Genomic DNA, 20,011 nt, shown 5'->3' on the forward strand with positions numbered 1-20,011 from the left:
AAAACCAAAAGCATTAAGAAATCTTAATCATTCAGCTTTGAAATAGCCCTAAAGGTCTGTTGCGGAATTTAAATATTTCCCCGTTTAACACTTTATAACCTAAAAAACACTTTTAATTTTATATTTAAATGGAAGCTAAAATGTTTTAGTTTTTATATTTGTTCCGTTCCTTATTAAAATATGCACAAAAAATACCTTTCTATATTTCTTTTGTTTCTTGTTTCCAGTTTAGGGGCCCAGAGCCATGTATTTAAAAAACAATTGGATAGCATACACAAATTGAGACAGCTTTCCCATAACACAGAATTTGGTTTGGAAACAAGGATAGCGTATGCAAAACAAGCTGTAGCACTATCAAAAAGAACAGGTGTGGATTCGGTTTTTTTAAGATCGATTAGAATCCTTACAATAGTTTATTTAGAGGATGTTAAGTATTTTGACACAGCTAAAAAAACACTCCATAAAAACCTAAAGCTTGCAAATGAACTGAAAGATTCACTCAGTATAACATATATTAGTCATCAATTGGTTTATTTATGTAAAAGAGAAAATAATGATAGTGCCTATTACTATAATTACAATGCCTTAAGACATTTTAAAAACGCATCCTTTTCTAAAATAGCCAAGCATAAAATAGCTCAAGCAACTAATTTAAACAGTATAGCTCAATTACAAAAAGATAAACAAGATTATATAGGTAGTCAAACCACAACAATACAGGCAATTAATTTAATTTTAACAGTCCCAGAGAACAAAAAAAGCAAAGAGTTTTTATCCAATGCATATAATTCACTGGGGTTGAATTTAAAAAAGCTCAAAGAATATGACAGGGCATTGGATTACTTTCAAAAATCAATGGACATTAGTAAAAGAACACCAGATGAACAGGTTAATAAGCTATACGCAAAAATAAACATAGCTGAAGTTTATAAAGAAACAGGCGACTATAAAAAGGCATTTGATATATATGATAAACTGCTTGAAGACCCTGACCTTTTCAAAAAAGACCCCAGCTCTTATGGCGCCATTCTCTGTAACATAGCCTATACCCTGTTCTTGGCAAAAGAAAAACACACGGCTAAAATCGATTCCCTTTTCACCAAGGCCCATAATATTTTTGAGGGTTTAAAACTGGATTACGAGCTGTCTGCTAGCAGCAACGATATGTCCGAATTCTACCAAGCCACCAACGAAAAAGAGAAGGCTCTTTTTTATGCTGAAAAAGCTTATTCAATAAGTAAAACAGCTCAGTTATATGAGGAAGAACTCCGTGCCCTGAAACAGCTCTCCAGACTAAAAGCAGGCGAGGTGGGCAAGGCCCATTTATATGAGTACATAGCACTCCATGACAGCCTGATAGCCAACGAGCGTGCCAACAGGAACAAATTTGCCCGGATCCAGTTTGAGACCGACCAACATATACAAGAGACCAAGCGCCTGAGCACCCAAAACATATTGATATCGATCATAGCTGCCATTTTTGTACTGAGCTTGGGGCTGTTGCATTTTATAAGGCTACAAAAGGGAAAGAACCAAAGGCTCCTTTTTGACAGGGAACAGCAAGAGGCCAACCAGGAGATCTATGGCCTGATGCTCAGGCAACAGGCGAAACTGGAGGAGGGGAGGATGCAGGAACGCCATAGGATAGCGGAAGACCTGCACGATGGCATATTGAGCCAGTTGCTGGGCACCCGAATGAACATGGGCTTTTTGGACCTAAAGGGCGATGACGGTACCATGGGGGACTACCATCGGTTTTTGGACGAGATCCAAAAGATAGAAAAAGAGATCAGGTCACTGTCCCATGAGCTCAAAGGGGATGAGGTTCTGACAAGAACGAATTTCGAATCCATGATGGACCAATACTTAAAGACCCAAAGCCTTGTGGGCGGTTTTGAATATGAGATTGTAAACAGAGGTGTTCTGTTTGACAGCATCCAGGATTTTACAAAAGTCAATATCTACAGGATCCTCCAGGAAGCCGTACAGAACATTGTCAAGCACGCAAGGGCCAACCATGTGCGTATTGGTTTTTATTTAGAAGCCGAACGGTTGAACTTGACCATAGAAGATGACGGAGTGGGCTTTGATGCCAACAGTGACAAAAAGGGCATTGGCCTAAAAAACATGGCATCAAGAGCCGAGAAGCTAAAGGGTTCTTTTAGAATAAATACCGTACCAAACAAAAAAACGGTTATACATATTATTGTCCCGATTTAATTTTTTTAGTTATGAATGAATACAATGTTTTAATTATCGAAGACCATCCGCTAATAACAGAAGCCTATAAAAAGGCATTCTCCCAGATTAGCTTGAAAAATCCCAAGTTAAATTTCATAATCAGTACAGCCAATAACTGTGATACAGCATACTTAAAGATTAAGGAAGCTTCAAAGCGACAAGGGCTGGACATTGTTTTTCTGGACATTAAATTACCGCCATCCCAAAAAGGAGTGATATTATCTGGTGAAGATTTGGGGCTTAAAATAATAGAACTGTTGCCCAATTCCAAAATAATAGTGTCAACGACATTTAATGATAATTATAGAATGAATTCTATTTTTAAAAACTTAAATCCAGAAGGCTTTTTAATAAAGAACGATTTAAATCCCAAAGAGCTGGTTTTGGCTATTGAATCAATAATTGAAGGTAATTCTTATTATAGTAAATCGGTCATTGAGTTAATGCGTAAGCTAACGGCGAATGATTTTTTAATAGATGCCATAGACAGAAAGCTATTGTATGAGTTGTCCAAAGGCACAAAAATGAGTCAGTTGCCCGATATCATACCATTATCCATTTCTGCATTGGAAAAAAGGAAACGGGTACTGAAAGAGATTTTTGATTTGACTGATAAAGAAGACCGGGATCTTTTTAGGATTGCTGAAGAAAAAGGGTTTATTTAACCAATATGCGTATTCAATAGCATAATTATGCGAAGACCTTACTTATTTTGAGGAAATACCTTTGGCCTTACAGCCACACACGTTTTATATTTGGGGTGCTATCAATAAAAGCCGAGAATACATAAAACTCTCGGTACCATCTTTAAAAAATTAATATTTGGTAAGGGTGATTTAAAAAAAGGGCGGTATGGTATTTTATTATCATACCGCTTACTTTTTTTAATCGTTCAGCTTTAAAACAGTCACAAATGTCTGTTGCGGAATTTAAATATTTTCTCGTTTAATACTTTATAACCTAAAAAACACTTTTAATCTTGTATATAAATGGAGGCTAAAATGTTTTAGTTTCTATATTTGTTCCGTTCCTTATTAAAATATGTACAAAAAATACCTTTATATATTTCTTTTGTTTCTTGTTTCCAGTTTAGGGGCCCAGAGTAATGTATTTAAAAAGCAATTGGACAGCGTACACAAACTGAGACAGCTTTCCAAAAGCACAGAACTTGGTTTGGAAACAAGGATAACGTACGCAAAACAAGCTGTAGCACTATCAAAAAGAACAGATGTGGATTCTGTTTTTTTAAGATCTATTAGGGACCTTACAATAATTTATTTAAAGGACGTTAAGTATTTTGACACAGCTAAAAAAATACTCCATAAAAATTTAAAGCTAGCAAACGAACTGAAGGATTCACTTAGTATAACATACATTAGTCATCAATTGGGTCATTTATATCATATTAGTTATTTACATCATATTAACAAAGAAAATAATGACAGTGCTTATTATTATTATTACAACACACTGAAATATTTTAAAAACGCATCCTTTTCTAAAATAGCCAACCATAAAATAACTCAACCATATATTTTAAACAGTATAGCTTTTTTACAAAAAGATGAACAAGATTACGTAGGCAGCCAAACGACAACAATACAGGCAATCAATTTATTGTTAACGATCCCGGAAAGTGAAGAAACCCTAGAGTTATTATCAAATGCATACAATTCACTGGGGCTGAACTTAAAAAAGCTCAAAGACTATGACAGGGCATTGGAGTACTTCCAAAAATCAATGGACATTAGTAAAAATACACTTAATGAATATAAGAAGAAGGTACACGCAAAAATAAATATAGCTGAAGTTTATAAAGAAATAGGCGACTATAAAAATGTACTTGATAAATATGATAAACTGCTTGAAGACCCTGATCTTTTCAAAAAAGACCCCGGTTCATATGGTGCCATTCTCTGCAACATAGCCTATACCATGTTTTTGGCCAAAGATAGAAACACGGCTAAAATTGATTCCCTTTTTACCAAGGCCCACAACATTTTTGAGGATTTAAAGTTGGATTACGAACTGTCTGCAAGCAGCAACGATATGTCCGAATTCTATAATGCCACCAACGAAAAAGAGAAGGCCCTTTTTTATGCCGAAAAAGCCCACGGGATAGGCAAAAGAGGCAAGTTGTATGAAGAAGAACTCCGTGCCCTGAAACAGCTCTCCAGACTAAAAGAAGGCGAGGCGGGCAAGGCCCATTTATATGAGTACATAGCACTCCATGACAGCCTTATAGCCAACGAGCGTGCCAACAGAAACAAATTTGCCCGGATCCAGTTTGAGACCGACCAATATATAAACGAGACCAAGCGCCTAAGCACGCAGAACATATTGATATCGGTTATAGCTGCCATTTTTATACTGAGCTTGGGGCTGCTGTATTTTATAAGGCTGCAACAGGGAAAGAACCAAAGACTCCTTTTTGACAGGGAACAGCAAGAGGCCAACCAGGAGATCTATGGCCTGATGCTCAGGCAACAGGCGAAACTGGAGGAGGGCAGGATGCAGGAGCGCCATAGGATAGCGGAAGACCTGCACGATGGCATACTGAGCCAGTTGCTGGGCACCCGAATGAACATGGGCTTTTTGGACCTAAAGGGCGATGACGGTACCATGGGGGACTACCACCGGTTTTTGGACGAGATCCAAAAGATCGAAAAAGAGGTCAGGTCACTGTCCCATGAGCTCAAAGGCGATGAGGTTCTGACAAGAACGAATTTCGAATCCATGATGGACCAATATCTAAAGACCCAAAGCCTTGTGGGCGGTTTTGAATATGAGATTATAAACAGAGGTGTTCTGTTTGACAGCATCCATGATTTTATAAAAGTCAATATCTACAGGATCCTTCAGGAAGCCGTACAGAACATTGTCAAGCACGCAAGGGCCAACCATGTTCGTATCGGTTTTTGTTTAGAAGCCGAACGGTTGAACTTGGCCATAGAAGATGACGGAATGGGATTTGATGCCAACAGTGACAAAAAGGGCATTGGCCTAAAAAACATGGCATCAAGAGCCGAGAAGCTAAAGGGTTCTTTTAGAATAAATACCGTACCAAACAAAAAAACGGTCATACACATTATTGTCCCGGTTTAATTTCTTGGTTGAAGACCATCCGCTGATAACAGAAGCTTACTAAATGGACATTTGAATGTTTTAGTTTCTATATTTGTTTTGTTCCTTATTAAAATATGTACAAAAATTACCTTTATATATTTCTTTTTTTTCTTGTTTCCTGTTTAGGGGCTCAGAGCAACGTATTCAAAAAACAATTGGAGAGCATACACAAATTGAGACAACTTTCCAAAAGCACAGAACTTGGTTTGGAAACAAGGATAGCGTACGCAAAACAAGCTGTAGCACTATCAAAAAGAACAGGTGTAGATTCTGTTTTTTTACTATCAAATGATCGTCTTTCAGTGGTTTATTTAGGGGACGTTAAGTATTTTGATACAGCTAAAAAAATGTTTCACGAAAACCTAAAGCTTGCACACAAACTGAAGGATTCACTCAGTATTGCGTATATAAATTATCAACTAGGTTATGTATGTCATGCTAGTAGAAAAAAAAACGATAGTGCCTATTACTATTATTACAATGCACTGAAATATTTTAAAAACCCATCCTTTTCTAAAATAACCAAATATAAAACAACTCAACCATATATTTTGAACAATATAGCTTATTTACAAAAGGATGAACAGGATTATTTAGGCAGCCAAACGACATCAATACAGGCAATTAATTTGTTGTTAACGATCCCGGAAAGTGAAGAAACCCTAGAGTTATTATCCAATGCATATAATTCACTGGGGCTGAACTTAAAAAAGCACAAAGACTATGACAGGGCATTGGAGTACTTCCAAAAATCAATGGACATTAGTAAAAATATACCTAAGGAATATGAGAAGAAGTTACATGCAAAAATAAATATAGCTGAAGTTTATAAAGAAACAGGCGACTATAAAAAGGCATTTGATATATATGATAAACTGCTTGAAGACCCTGACCTTTTCAAAAAAGACCCCAGCTCTTATGGCGCCATTCTCTGTAATATAGCCTATACCCTGTTCTTGGCAAAAGAAAAACACACGGCTAAAATCGATTCCCTTTTCACCAAGGCCCATAATATTTTTGAGGGTTTAAAACTGGATTACGAGCTGTCTGCTAGCAGCAACGATATGTCCGAATTCTACCAAGCCACCAACGAAAAAGAGAAGGCCCTTTTTTATGCCGAAAAAGCCCACGGGATAGGCAAAAGAGGCAAGTTGTATGAAGAAGAACTCCGTGCCCTGAAACAGCTCTCCAGACTAAAAGAAGGCGAGGCGGGCAAGGCCCATTTATATGAGTACATAGCACTCCATGACAGCCTTATAGCCAACGAGCGTGCCAACAGAAACAAATTTGCCCGGATCCAGTTTGAGACCGACCAATATATAAACGAGACCAAGCGCCTAAGCACGCAGAACATATTGATATCGGTTATAGCTGCCATTTTTATACTGAGCTTGGGGCTGCTGTATTTTATAAGGCTGCAACAGGGAAAGAACCAAAGACTCCTTTTTGACAGGGAACAGCAAGAGGCCAACCAGGAGATCTATGGCCTGATGCTCAGGCAACAGGCGAAACTGGAGGAGGGCAGGATGCAGGAGCGCCATAGGATAGCGGAAGACCTGCACGATGGCATACTGAGCCAGTTGCTGGGCACCCGAATGAACATGGGCTTTTTGGACCTAAAGGGCGACGATGGTACCATGGGGGACTACCACCGGTTTTTGGACGAGATCCAAAAGATCGAAAAAGAGATCAGGTCACTGTCCCATGAGCTCAAAGGGGATGAGGTTCTGACAAAAACGAATTTCGAATCCATGATGGACCAATACTTAAAGACCCAAAGCCTGGTGGGCGGTTTTGAATATGAGATTGTAAACAGAGGTGTTTTGTTTGACGGCATCCAGGATTTTACAAAAGTCAATATCTACAGAATCCTTCAGGAAGCCGTACAGAACATTGTCAAGCACGCAAGGGCCAACCATGTGTGTATTGGTTTTTATTTAGAAGCCGAACGGTTGAACTTGACCATAGAAGATGACGGAGTGGGCTTTGATGCCAACAGTGACAAAAAGGGCATTGGCCTAAAAAACATGGCATCAAGAGCCGAGAAGCTAAAGGGTTCTTTTAGAATAAATGCCGTACCAAACAAAAAAACGGTCATACACATTATTGTCCCGATTTAATTTCTTAGTTATCGAAGACCATCTGCTACAGAGGCTTATTAAAGACATTTTCTCAGATTAGCTAGAACAATTCCAGTTAAATTTCGTGATTGGTACAGCTAATAATTGTGATGTAGCATATTTACGCAATCACCTTACTTATTTTGAGGATAAACCTTTGGCCTTATAGTTGTGAACGTTTTATATTTGAAGTGCTATTAGTAAAAATCGAGACTACATAGAACTCTCGATATCATTTTTGGAAATTACATTAATAAAGGTGATTTAAAAAAGGGCGGCATGATATTTTTATTATCATGCCGCTTAATTTTTTTAATCGTTCAATTTTAAAACTGCCATAAACGCCTGTTGAGGTATTTCTACATTACCAACTTGACGCATACGTTTTTTTCCTTTTTTCTGTTTTTCCAATAGTTTACGTTTACGCGAAATATCACCACCATAACATTTGGCCGTAACGTCTTTACGCAATGCTTTAATAGTTTCTCTTGAAATAATTTTAGCACCAACGGCGGCTTGAATAGGTATGTCAAATTGCTGACGCGGAATTAACTCTTTTAGCTTTTCACACATTTTTTTGCCAATATTTTGAGCATTATCGGCATGTATTAAAGCAGAAAGCGCATCAACAGGTTGGGCGTTTAATAAAATATCTAAACGCACTAATTTGGAAACTTTCATCCCAATGGGATGGTAATCAAAAGAAGCATAGCCTTTTGAAACTGTTTTTAATCGGTCGTAAAAATCGAATACAATTTCAGCCAAAGGCATTTCAAACGTTAATTCAACACGTTCTGTAGTTAAATATGTTTGGTTGGTAACAATACCGCGTTTTTCAATACACAACGACATGACATTACCAATAAAATCGGCTTTAGTAATAATCGTTGCTTTTATATAAGGTTCTTCAACACGATTTACGGTTGAAGGGTCTGGTAAGTCTGATGGGTTATTTACAATAAATGCCTCGTTAGGGTTTTTGTTTGTAAATGCGTGATATGATACGTTGGGAACTGTTGTTATCACCGTCATATCAAACTCACGCTCTAAACGTTCCTGAATAATTTCCATGTGAAGCATGCCTAAGAATCCACAGCGGAAACCAAAACCTAATGCTGCCGAACTTTCTGGAGTAAATACTAACGACGCGTCATTTAATTGTAATTTCTCCATGGAGCTACGAAGTTCTTCGTAATCTTCGGTATCAACAGGGTAAATACCAGCAAAAACCATTGGTTTTACATCTTCAAACCCTTCTACAATATTGGTTGTAGGGTTTGCAAAATCGGTAATGGTATCGCCTACTTTAACTTCTTTGGCGGTTTTAATACCAGTAATTAAATAGCCAACGTCACCAGTTTTAACACTTTGTTTGGGAACCTGGGTTAATTTTAAGGTGCCTACTTCATCTGCATAATATTCATTAGCTGTAGCAACGAATTTAATTTTTTGTCCTTTTTTTATTTCACCGTTAAAGACTCTAAAATAAGTTTCGATGCCTCTAAATGTGTTGTAAACCGAATCAAAAATCAATGCTTGTAGTGGTGCGTTGGGGTCGCCTTTTGGTGCAGGAATACGTTCAATTACGGCCGCTAAAATATTATCGACACCAAAACCTGTTTTACCACTGGCGTGAATGACGTCTTCTGGTTTGCATCCTAATAGATCTACAATATCGTCGGTTACCTCTTCTGGGTTGGCACTTGGTAAATCGACTTTATTAAGGACTGGGATAATTTCCAAATCGTTTTCTAAAGCCAAATATAAATTGGAAATGGTTTGAGCCTGTATACTTTGTGCCGCGTCTACAATAAGCAAAGCACCTTCGCAAGCAGCTATAGAGCGGGACACTTCATAAGAGAAATCTACGTGACCAGGCGTATCTATAAGGTTCAAAATGTATTGTTCACCTTTATAGGTATAATCCATTTGGATAGCGTGCGACTTGATGGTAATACCGCGTTCGCGCTCCAAATCCATATTATCAAGTAACTGGTTTTGCTTTTCCCTTTCGGTTACAGAGCCTGTAAAATCCAACAAGCGATCGGCAAGTGTGCTCTTACCATGGTCTATATGTGCAATAATGCAAAAGTTTCTAATGTTCTTCATAAAGGAATTTAAACCCTAATTAATTTGCAAATATAGATGTTTTTAAATGAGGCTGAAAGATTGAATACATGTTAATTATATTATCTGATAACAATTACCATAATAAATATATTATTCGAACTCAATATATATTTTTTTGTTTTAAAACTGTAATATTTTTATGATATTTTATTGTGTAAGAAATTAAACTTTTGCATATTTTTAATGTCTTAGATTTGTTAGTATTAAATAAAACGTAATTAAAATAATCTCGGTATTAAATGTTGAATTTTTTAAACAGAATGACAAAACAACTATTAAAGTGCTTTTTAGCATGTATTCTGGCAACTACTTTGTTAAATGCCCAAGAGAAAAAAGAAATTCCAGATATAGAAAAAATATATATTCATACGGATCGGTCTTTTTATACAGTAGGTGAGTCGTTATGGTATAAAGCCTATTTGGTTTATGCTTACAATAATTTGCTTTTAGATAATAGTCATATATTATATGTAGAATTGGTTTCGCCAGATTCAAAAATAATTGCAAGAAACAAAACACAGTTAGACAACGGATTGGGACATGGTGATTTTAAATTAACCGATTCTGTTGGTGTAAAAAATGTCGGAACTTATCAAATAAGAGCTTATACAAACTACAGCCGAAATTTTGGTGATGACTTTATTTTTAAAAAGGAGATTGAGGTTATTGATGTTTTTGATAAACAAACGGACACTAAAGAAACGGCAAGTAAGTTAAAACCTAAAACGGCGGAGGTAAATACCAATGAAGCTTCCCAAAACACCTTTAATGTGCAGTTTTTTCCTGAAGGAGGCTCGCTTATAAATGATGTTCAGAGCGTTGTCGCTTTTAAGGCGGTTGATAATCATGGAAACCCTATTAAAATTGAAGGTAAAGTTTTTGACTCCAATGAGGAACTTGTGGGAATGTTATATAGCAGTCATGAAGGTATGGGAAAATTTCAGCTTAAACCACAGAAAGGGAATCAATATAATGCTAAAGTTTCAATATCAGATGGTAATCAAATAGACGTCCCACTTCCTAAAGCACATGAAACCGGTTATTTACTAAGTTGTAAAAAAGTTGAGGAAAGAGATATCGTAACTATTAAAACGAATTCAGAAACCTTAGCGCAACAACCCAATACGCCACTTACAATCGTTAGCACCACACGAGGTATTAGTTATTTTGAAGGCAGGCAATCAGTATCCAGTACGATTTTTTCTTTTGAATTGCCCAAAACCAATTTTCCTGAAGGCATTACCCAATTAACATTATACGATGCCAGTTTAAGACCGCAAAGCGAACGCTTGGTTTATATTGAAAAAGAACAGGACCTGCAAGTAACCGTAGCAACTGATAAGAAGGTATATAAACCTTCGGAAAAGGTAACGGTTAATATCTCCTCAAAAACCAAAGCAGGGGCTCTAGCGTCCGCAAGCTTTTCATTAAGTTGCACAGATTTGAACGGCTTAGAGGATACCAAAGATTATGGCACAAATATCAGCTCTTATTTTTTAATGGAATCTGATATTAGAGGGCAGGTACACAACCCTAGCTATTATTTTGATGCAAGCAATTCCAATAGGTTATACCATCTCGATTTATTGCTTTTAACACAAGGGTGGAGAGATTTTTTATGGAAAGAAGTACCAAAAATTAATGATAGTCTTAATTATAAACCCGAAAAAGTGTTTACCATAGCAGGTAGGGTAAAGCAGCTTTTTGGAAATAAACCAAAAGCAAATAGTAACATGACTTTAGCCTTAATGGGTAAAACAGGGATAAATATATTTGATACAGAAACAGATTCTCTTGGAATGTTTAAGTTTGATAACCTGGTGTTTTATGGAAAGGCCAATATGTTTTTAAATTCGAAAAATGATAAAGGAAAAGGCAAAGGGGAGATTATAACATTTCCATTTGAGCCAGACCCAATACCGGTAGCGTTTAAAAAGCAACCAACCAGTTTTCCTTTAGTTACTAATGCCATTAAAGAGACTATTTTAAGGAAATATGTCAATTATGGTATTGCCCCAGAAAATATATTGGATGAGGTTGAAATCATTGCCAAGAAGAAAAACACTACCCAAAGTTTATACGGCATGCCCGATTTTAGCTATGTTGTAGGAGATGAAACCCCTGTTTTTAATGATATTTACCAACTTATTCAATACAACATCCCAGGTGTTATTGTTGATGGAGACACCATTCGTTTTATGAGGTTTAGTGGGCCTGCACACATTATATTGGACGGGTTTCCATTATTCGACCAGTCTCAATTAGATTTTATCTTGCCAGATAATGTTGAAAAAATAGATGCGATAAAAGGGCCAAGTGCAGCCATATTTGGTTCAGAAGGTGCCAATGGCATTATTGCCATTTACACAAAAGACCCTACGGCAAATGTGCGGTCTAAAAAAGAATTCCATAATATTAGCCAACATATAGAAGGATTTTATGATGCTCGGGTATTTTATTCGCCAGACCCCAACAAACCATCCTTAGAGATGCAGAACACAGACGCTGTACGCAACACATTGTATTGGAACCCCTATATACACCCAGACCAAACAGGCACCTCTCAAGCAAGCTATTACAATAGTGAGGTTGAAACTACTGTTAAAGTGACTTTAGAAGGCATTACCGCAACGGGTATTCCTGTGGTGAAGAAGGTGTTTTATACTATTGAAAAGTAAAAGTTTAAATTATCATGCTACCACAAATACCCAAACTTACAATCACGTAAACAGCAGCTAATATAAAAAGCACCTTTGAGGCCTTTTTATTGTTTTTTCTTAGTGCAAAACCAATAATAGCCAACAGAATTGCTGGTCCCAACATAATGGCAATTATTAAAACGAATATGCCGTCTAAATTTCCTATTTCAAGTGAGTACGGGTTCATTACATCATAAGTTTGTTAGTATAGTTCCGCAAATTCCTAAACCTATAATAGTATAGGTTGTTGCAAGAATATATAATATTTTTGAGGTTTTTGGTTTTCGAAGACTTATATTTTTACCAACGATAAACATGATTATTGCAGGAATATGGGAAATTATTAAAGCAATTATTGTTACCAGTACTAGTTCCATATTACAAATCTTTTCGAAGTTCCTCTAATCGTTCTTTTTTATCATCCCTATAAAATAAATTCATCGTTTCAAAAGGGATTATTTTATTGTCTTTATTGACGATGTGTACACACGATTTTTTAATGGCACGTACGTCAAAATTATAAGCATCAATAAACTGCATGATAATAATACGAAATAAATTATCATAACCCAGATTGGGCGCATCAATATTTGGTAAGCAACACATGATGGATTTTAGGTTTTCTTCGGCAACTTCAACAGAATTTCCTGTGCTGAAAAGTTCAATCATTTTTTCTTGAAGTTGCGAATCTTGCTCGTAAATAATCGTGTTTTTGCTATTATCCAACAAATCATTTGGGTTGATATAACGCGTTAGCGGAAAAACGTCGCCTCCAAGTTTTAAAGCATACCCCATAACTAAAGCGTCAGGATTACAAGGTACAGGCAGTAAATCATCGGGATTGAAAATACTGGTTTGCTCTAATATTTTTCGACGCACTTCAGTAAGTGTCATTCTATCGGTTTCGGGATTAAAATGTTCTAATCTTCCGGCAATTTGAGTAGGTTGAAACGTGACGCCTCTTACACATTTTTGTTGTAAAGCAAAATCTATTATTTGTCCTATTTCATTGTCATTTAAGCCTTTTTGAAGTGTTACCACTAAAGTTGTTGAAAGGTTTACGGCATTCAAATGTTCAAGTGCTTTCATTCGGATGTCACTTAAATTGGCGCCTCGTAATTCTTGTAAAACACGATCATCAAACGAATCAAACTGTAAATAGATTTCAAAATCGGGGGCGTAGGTTTTTAATTTTTCCGCGAAAGCGATATCCTTTGCAATTTTTATACCGTTGGTATTCAACATTAAATGGCGAATGGGAAGTGATTTGGCATAATCTAAAATCTCCCAAAACTGTGGATGAATTGTGGGTTCGCCTCCCGAAATTTGTACCACATCGGGTTCTTTTTCGTTCTTAACAATGGTATCGAGCATTTTTTTAATTTCATCTAACGTACGGTGGCGGCCATAAGTGGGCGAGGAACCTGCGTAACAGGTTGGACAAGTTAGATTACATCTATCGGTAACCTCTACAACGGTTAGGCAACTGTGTTGCTCGTGGTCTGGACACAAACCGCAATCGTAAGGGCAACCGTAATGTGTTTTTGTATTGAAAGTGTACGGCGTTTCACTGGGTTTATTGTAGTTGCGTATGTTTTTGTAGTACTCAATATCATCGGCAATTAATACTTTGCTATGACCATGTTCGTTACAACGTTTTAACATATAAACATTGCCATCTTCAAACACAATTTTGGCGTCAACCCGTTTTAAACAGTCTGGACACAAACTTAAAGTAAAATCGTAATAGGTATATTTTCTAGTTGGCATTTTTTAGTTTTTGAAAGATGAATTTGTAATAATAAAGCCAACAAATTATGCATAATATTTGAATGCTACTTAAACCAAATACATAAAAGATATTGGGTTTTAAAAATTCTATAAAAAAACGGAATCCGAAATACAGCAGCATAAAATATTTGAAGTGTTCGCCATTTTCTAAGCTGAAATTATTTTTAATGTATTTTAAGCTGAAAAACAGCAGTATCAAAAACACCAATTCGTAAAGCGACGTTGGGTGGCGCAATATACCATCTCCTAAATCCATTCCGAAGATTGAATATGTCGCATTACCATAAGTAAACTCATTGACACCCGATAGGAAACAGCCAATTCTACCAATAAAAATGCCTAGAATAATAGGAAATACAAACAAATCGCCAGAAGATTTCGACTCGCCAATAATCTTTTTAGCTAATTCCACACCAAGTAATCCACCAAACAAACCGCCCATAATGGTTTTGGTGTTTAATAGTTGGATGATGTTTTCTTTTGAAAATTCAATCATTGGGTTTTCTAAAAATCCAACCAATCGAGAACCAATTAAAGCACCAATGGCAGCGCCAAGAATAATGGAAAGACGATTCATTGAAGTAATGGAATCCACATGTCTTTTTCTCAAAAAAACATAATATCTATAGGCTACAAAAAAAGCCAAGTATTCTAAAACTAAGTGGCTATTAATATGATAACCAAAAATTAAGGGTTCAAAAGGAATCTTCAAAAAAAAAGTAATGGATTAGAGTTTGATGATGATGAAGATAAACAATTACTCAAAAAACACTAATTTTACACCAAAATTTTTGACGTGGTAAAAATAGACAACAAACAACTTCCCGATTTTCCATTGCTTCTTGCGCCTATGGAAGATGTGAGTGACCCACCATTTCGTGCCTTGTGCAAAGAACAAGGTGCAGATGTGGTGTACACCGAGTTTGTATCGAGTGAAGGCTTAATACGTAATGCTGCCAAAAGCGTTATGAAGTTGGATATCTATGAAAAGGAGCGACCGGTCGGCATTCAAATATTTGGAGCCAATTTAGAAAGCATGCTTCAAACCATTGATATTGTTGAAAAATCCCAACCAGATATCATCGATATCAACTTTGGTTGTCCCGTAAAAAAAGTAGTAAGCAAAGGCGCCGGCGCTGGCATTTTAAAAGATGTTTGCTTGATGGAACAGCTTACTAAAGAAATGGTAAAACGTACCAACATACCCATAACCGTAAAAACCCGTTTGGGTTGGGATTACGATTCCATAAAAATTCTTGAAGTAGCCGAAAGACTGCAAGATGTCGGCTGCAAAGCCATTGCCATACATGGGCGCACCCGTGCCCAAATGTACAAAGGTCATGCCGACTGGAAACCCATTGCCGAAGTAAAAAACAACCCACGCATGCACATTCCCGTGTTTGGAAATGGTGATGTTGACACCCCAGAAAAAGCTATGGAAATGCGTGATAGTTACGGACTTGATGGTGCCATGATAGGGCGTGCCAGCATTGGCAATCCGTGGTTTTTTAAACAAGTAAAGCACTATTTTAAAACAGGCGAACATTTAGCACCCATTTCCATTGAAGAGCGTGTTGAGGCAGCCCGTCGTCATTTGCAAATGGCTATCGATTGGAAAGGCGAAACCTTGGGCGTTTTTGAAACCCGTCGCCATTACACCAATTACTTTAAAAACATTCCACATTTTAAAGAATTAAGAACCAAAATGGTTACCAGTGACCGCCCTGAAGATGTGTTTGCGGCCTTTGATGAGGTATTGGAACAGTTTGCCAATTATCAATTTACAGAATAATTTTTTATTTGGGCAAATGGTAAGCCGCCGCGTTATACACTACTAGCGCTTTTGCGGGCAACCTCATGCGCATCGGCTTATTTTTAAGGTTTTTGTAAAACGAGATGGTTTTTGTGAGAAGGATGGAAGCGGCATCCTTTTTTGCCAATAAAAGCAAAAAAGATATAGCGGACAGCCTGTTTGCCATTTTTTTATGGCAACTCGCCCAAATTAATGCGCTTCTTCTACCAAAGACTTTGTAATGCGTGCCGATGCTATTTTTGAAGCAATAATACCCAAAACCGAAATGGTTATAAACACAATAAATAAGTTTTCAATTTTAATGTTTACGGGGTAAGCCAGTGACGGGGTTATCATAACCAACGAAAATGTTTTTTGAAGATACACGACAATAAGGCTAATTAGTAAGCCTATAAAACCACCCACAATACTCATTAAACTTCCTTGGTAAAAGAAAATGCGGCGAATGTCCCTGACGGTTATACCGATATTGAATAGGGTATTGAGGCTTCGTTTTTTGTCTAGCATCATCATAATTAACGAACCTATAACATTAAAAAAGGCAATAATTAACACCAATGTAAAAATTAAATAAACCGCTAAATTTTCGGTGTTAAGCATTTTATAAAGGGCATCGTTTAATTGCGCCCTGTTTTTTATAACCACTTTATCGCCTAAAATGGCTTGAATATGTTCTTTTGCAAGGGTTTCATCTACGCCTTCCTTAAGCTTAAACTCTATGGCAGTTATTTGGTTGGGTTCGTAGTTTAAAAGATTTTGAGCCAAATCTATAGGAGCATACACATAGGTGTCGTTTAGTTTTTCATTAATAAAAAACACCCCAACATTAATAACGTTAATGCTGTTAAATGCATTTTTTGTGGAGGTTATTTGTCCTTTTCCTGGTTTTGGAACATAGATGTTTATAGGGTTTACGTAATCTAAAATACCTAGTGATAAACTGTTTGCAATACCCCAACCAACCATGATTTGTCGTGATTTTGGCTCTATCCAATTACCGTGTTCTATAACGGTATCAAAACTAACGACTTGTTTAAAATGTTCATCAACACCTTTAATAGTGGCGATGGTATTCTTATCTTGAGACGCTATAATAACGCGTTCTTCAACAATTTTAGCATATTGGGCAATGTCACTTAACTTATTAAGCTTGCTCACATCGTCCTTGGTTAAAATAAACGATTTTCCTTTAGCCGTTTCAGCTTTCAAATCAGGGTCTATTATGCTAGAAAACTGAAGTGTGAAATCTTTTAAACCCGAAAAGCCAGAAAGCACAATAAATAAGGAAGCAGAACCTAAAATAACACCAATAACGGCTATAATGGTAATAAAATTAATGGCATTGTTACTGCTTTTTGAGCGTAAATAACGTTTTGCTATATATAAGGGGACATTCAATTTTTAATTAAGATTTTTTCCTTTTGTCTAAAATAGAGGGGTCTTTAATAGGGTTTTCTTGCCCTTTTAAAGATTTGTCAATTTGGTCGATATATTCTAAAGAATCGTCTACAAAAAACTCCAAATTAGGCATACGGCGTAACTGGTTTTTAGTGCGTTGCGCCAATTCGTGTCTAATTAACGGTGTGTTTGACTTGATTCCCACCAACAATTCTTTTGCTTTATCGTTAGGAAAAATACTTAAATATACTTTAGCAACCGATAAATCGACTGTTACTTTAACTTTAGATACCGATATTAATATACCATGTAAACCGCCTTGTGTAGCGGCACCTTGTAGCACTTCAACTAAATCGCGTTGTAAAACCGATCCTATTTTTTTTTGTCTTTGACTTTCCTCTACGTTACTCATTTTAATACCTATTAAAGGTTTAGAATGCAAAAATAGCGGTTATTTAAAGATTATCTTGCTTTTAGGTTTACAAAATTTGTATCTTACTATAAAGAATTGGTAAATGAATAAAATTGAACATATAGGAATAGCCGTTAAAAACTTAGACGACGCTAATGAATTGTATGCCAAACTATTTGGTGAATTATGTTATAAGACTGAAATTGTAGAAAGCGAAGGTGTTAAAACATCGTTTTTTATGGTGGGAAACAATAAGATAGAACTTTTGGAAGCCACAAATGATGATAGCCCTATAGCGAAGTTTATTAACAAAAAAGGAGAAGGCATTCATCATATCGCTTTTGATGTCGATGATATTGAAGCTGAAGTAAAAAGATTGACCCATGAAGGTTTTGTTGTTTTAAACGAAATACCCAAAAAAGGCGCTGATAATAAGCTGGTTGTTTTTTTGCATCCCAAGACTACGCATGGTGTTCTTATAGAGTTGTGTCAAGAAATTAGTTTAAAAGAATAAATTTCTTGTAGAGTTTTAAAATTAGTATTAAATTCGCAGCCAATTTCGGTGTGATGCTGTTTTAAGATGGTAAAATATACGAAATAGGTCCTATAGCTCAGTTGGTTAGAGCACCTGACTCATAATCAGGTGGTCCCTGGTTCGAGCCCAGGTGGGACCACTTTTAAAATCCTTCTTCATCGGAAGGATTTTTTGTTTAAAATTTTAAGGGCGAAGTTTATGCTGAGTGTAGCCGAAGTAAGCCCAGACGGAATCACTAATAAAATCAAGGCTTCATAGCGTTTTAACCCTTTGAAGCCTTTTTGTTTGCAAACAATATAAATTGGATTACGGATCCACAATTTGTTCAAGTTAAAATTATTTGGTTTTCGTCCATTAAAAGGATTGTGAATTCATCAAAGAAGGTGTAGCCTCCTTTTGAAAATAAACCAGCCAAGGACACCAAAAAGCACAATGAAAATGAGCAAGGGTGTGTATAATCTCATTCCACCCAGTGTGCTTCCATCAGAAAAAGCTTCTACTTTGAGATCGTCCCAGTTTTCAGAGGTCACCGAGGTTCCTTCAAATATTTTCGGGTAAAAGTGAAGCCTCAGTCGTTCGTGAAACCGTCCTGTTTCATCCAAAAATCGTAACTGATTATCCAATCCTGATTTGGCAATATCATTGAGTGAAAGCTGCAGATGGAGCGTCGGGATAAATTGCGCAACCCAGGAAGCCGTAGTGTTTCTTAGCCCGAGTTTTTCTCTTAGCATTCCAGATTGTTCCGAGGTTTCGTCATCTCCCATTTGCTGCATGGCATAATACCAGAGCCAACTGAAATCACCTTCGGGCAGGGTATATTTTTCAAATTGAGGATAATGCGCATAGAATTTCTGCATGGTCGATTCTTTGTCCATATCCCATTTTTCATGATAGCCCTTTCGTTGTTTCACCATGGTTTCAAGTGCTTCCGGAAGCGGATACCTGTTCTGCAGATCATTATTGATGGCTGCGGGCAGAACAAATACAAGCAGGATCCATATGGAGAGCATGATAATTGCATTAAAGTTGGAGCTTTTTTGCAGTGATCCCACGAAAAAACAGATGGAAAACCATACCAGGATATATAAAACGGAAGCCAGAAAGAATTTCCATAAATCCGCATCCAGTGCTATACCCAATACTGGATCGGCAATGGCATATAAAAGCAGTAATACTCCCAAAGTTACCAATAGTCGTACACCGAAAGCTCTTAGCACAAACCCCAAAGGATTTTTACTCTGCACGGCAATGATCTTCCAGATACCGCTTTCTTTTTCTTCGGACACCAAATTATAGGTAAAGGAAATGATAAGCAGGGGAAACAGGAAAATAAGCACAAAACTAAAATCAATATTGCCGATAAGCAGGTTGTACGGATTGTTAAGGTCGGCATCGTATTTCTGGGCTTCCAGAGTACGTATGGTGACGCTTTTCACTGAGGGGTTAACGTCGCGCTGCCCGATGGATAGGGCATTTAATGCCGTGGTGCTGTTCACCAGTGAAAACTTGATGTAATACAGCATCAGACCCAGATCGTCCTTGTTGTATTCGGCATGGCGTTCTATATGTTCCCTCTGGTACTGGATGGTTTCGTCAACACTCCGGTTTATTTTTTCAATATGTTGTTTTCCTACCAAAAGGCTTATGATACCAGCCAGAACGATAAAGGACAGTCCGATCTTTACACTGTTGGAACGGGTAAAATTTATAAATAGCAGTTTCATGTTTATTTTTTATTGTTTTTTT

At 36.9% G+C, this 20,011-nt stretch carries 15 protein-coding genes and 1 tRNA gene; 8 read left to right on the top strand and 8 right to left on the bottom strand.

What is annotated here, in order from left to right; all coding sequences use genetic code 11:
* Positions 1–180 precede the first annotated feature (180 nt).
* The 4 genes from CJ739_RS07730 to CJ739_RS07745 all read left to right on the top strand — a co-directional run bounded on the left by CJ739_RS07730 (position 181) and on the right by CJ739_RS07745 (position 7,487).
* The gene (locus CJ739_RS07730; RefSeq protein ID WP_117174038.1) at positions 181–2,220 is read left to right on the top strand and encodes a tetratricopeptide repeat-containing sensor histidine kinase; all 2,040 of its coding nucleotides are present in this window, start codon (positions 181–183) and stop codon (positions 2,218–2,220) included.
* 11 nt (positions 2,221–2,231) lie between these two features.
* Positions 2,232–2,906 carry a response regulator gene (locus CJ739_RS07735; RefSeq protein ID WP_117174040.1) on the top strand — a complete coding sequence of 225 codons (675 nt, stop codon included), beginning with the start codon at positions 2,232–2,234 and terminating at the stop codon, positions 2,904–2,906.
* Positions 2,907–3,282: 376 nt separating this feature from the next.
* Positions 3,283–5,346 carry a tetratricopeptide repeat-containing sensor histidine kinase gene (locus CJ739_RS07740; protein ID WP_117174042.1) on the top strand — a complete coding sequence of 688 codons (2,064 nt, stop codon included), beginning with the start codon at positions 3,283–3,285 and terminating at the stop codon, positions 5,344–5,346.
* 95 nt (positions 5,347–5,441) lie between these two features.
* Positions 5,442–7,487 carry a tetratricopeptide repeat-containing sensor histidine kinase gene (locus CJ739_RS07745; RefSeq protein WP_117174045.1) on the top strand — a complete coding sequence of 682 codons (2,046 nt, stop codon included), beginning with the start codon at positions 5,442–5,444 and terminating at the stop codon, positions 7,485–7,487.
* Positions 7,488–7,799: 312 nt separating this feature from the next.
* Here CJ739_RS07745 and lepA read toward each other — a convergent pair whose 3' ends face one another.
* Positions 7,800–9,596 carry a translation elongation factor 4 gene (gene lepA / locus CJ739_RS07750; RefSeq protein ID WP_117174047.1) on the bottom strand — a complete coding sequence of 599 codons (1,797 nt, stop codon included), beginning with the start codon at positions 9,594–9,596 and terminating at the stop codon, positions 7,800–7,802.
* A gap of 281 nt (positions 9,597–9,877) precedes the next feature.
* On the opposite strand from lepA, the gene CJ739_RS07755 reads away from it, so the two are divergent.
* A complete protein-coding gene (locus CJ739_RS07755; RefSeq protein WP_162880159.1) occupies positions 9,878–12,295 on the top strand; it encodes a TonB-dependent receptor plug domain-containing protein in 2,418 nt (805 codons plus the stop codon).
* 4 nt (positions 12,296–12,299) lie between these two features.
* Here CJ739_RS07755 and CJ739_RS07760 read toward each other — a convergent pair whose 3' ends face one another.
* From CJ739_RS07760 to CJ739_RS07775, 4 genes are read right to left on the bottom strand one after another with little or no spacing between them, the layout of a single operon-like run.
* A complete protein-coding gene (locus tag CJ739_RS07760; protein ID WP_117174051.1) occupies positions 12,300–12,503 on the bottom strand; it encodes a hypothetical protein in 204 nt (67 codons plus the stop codon).
* A 4-nt stretch (positions 12,504–12,507) separates the two neighbouring features.
* Positions 12,508–12,693, bottom strand: coding sequence for a hypothetical protein (locus CJ739_RS07765; RefSeq protein WP_117174053.1), 186 nt, complete (start codon positions 12,691–12,693; stop codon positions 12,508–12,510).
* Position 12,694: 1 nt separating this feature from the next.
* Complete coding sequence (locus CJ739_RS07770) at positions 12,695–14,086, bottom strand: radical SAM protein (RefSeq protein ID WP_117174055.1); 1,392 nt, start codon at positions 14,084–14,086, stop codon at positions 12,695–12,697.
* Positions 14,076–14,819, bottom strand: a complete 744-nt coding sequence (locus CJ739_RS07775) for a prolipoprotein diacylglyceryl transferase (RefSeq protein ID WP_117174057.1) — start codon at positions 14,817–14,819, stop codon at positions 14,076–14,078. Before CJ739_RS07775 ends, CJ739_RS07770 begins: the two co-directional genes overlap by 11 nt.
* 84 nt (positions 14,820–14,903) lie before the next feature.
* Here CJ739_RS07775 and dusB point away from each other — a divergent pair, with 84 nt between their 5' ends.
* The gene (dusB, locus tag CJ739_RS07780; RefSeq protein ID WP_117174060.1) at positions 14,904–15,899 is read left to right on the top strand and encodes a tRNA dihydrouridine synthase DusB; all 996 of its coding nucleotides are present in this window, start codon (positions 14,904–14,906) and stop codon (positions 15,897–15,899) included.
* Between the two features lie 210 nt (positions 15,900–16,109).
* Here the strand turns inward: dusB and CJ739_RS07785 are convergent, their stop codons facing one another.
* Together CJ739_RS07785 and rbfA are read right to left on the bottom strand one after the other, a co-directional pair.
* The gene (locus tag CJ739_RS07785; protein WP_117174062.1) at positions 16,110–17,318 is read right to left on the bottom strand and encodes an ABC transporter permease; all 1,209 of its coding nucleotides are present in this window, start codon (positions 17,316–17,318) and stop codon (positions 16,110–16,112) included.
* A gap of 7 nt (positions 17,319–17,325) precedes the next feature.
* Entirely contained in the window at positions 17,326–17,730 is a 405-nt protein-coding gene (gene rbfA / locus CJ739_RS07790; RefSeq protein ID WP_117174064.1) for a 30S ribosome-binding factor RbfA, read from the bottom strand.
* Positions 17,731–17,833: 103 nt separating this feature from the next.
* Between rbfA and mce the strand changes: the two genes are divergently transcribed.
* Together mce and CJ739_RS07800 are read left to right on the top strand one after the other, a co-directional pair.
* Entirely contained in the window at positions 17,834–18,244 is a 411-nt protein-coding gene (mce, locus tag CJ739_RS07795) for a methylmalonyl-CoA epimerase (protein ID WP_117174066.1), read from the top strand.
* Positions 18,245–18,330: 86 nt separating this feature from the next.
* Positions 18,331–18,404 (top strand) — tRNA-Ile (locus tag CJ739_RS07800).
* Positions 18,405–18,639: 235 nt separating this feature from the next.
* Here the strand turns inward: CJ739_RS07800 and CJ739_RS07805 are convergent.
* Positions 18,640–19,989, bottom strand: coding sequence for an ABC transporter permease (locus CJ739_RS07805; RefSeq protein ID WP_117174068.1), 1,350 nt, complete (start codon positions 19,987–19,989; stop codon positions 18,640–18,642).
* Positions 19,990–20,011: the final 22 nt, after the last annotated feature.

Origin of the sequence: Mariniflexile sp. TRM1-10, assembly GCF_003425985.1 — a bacterium.
Classification (GTDB): Bacteria; Bacteroidota; Bacteroidia; order Flavobacteriales; family Flavobacteriaceae; genus Mariniflexile.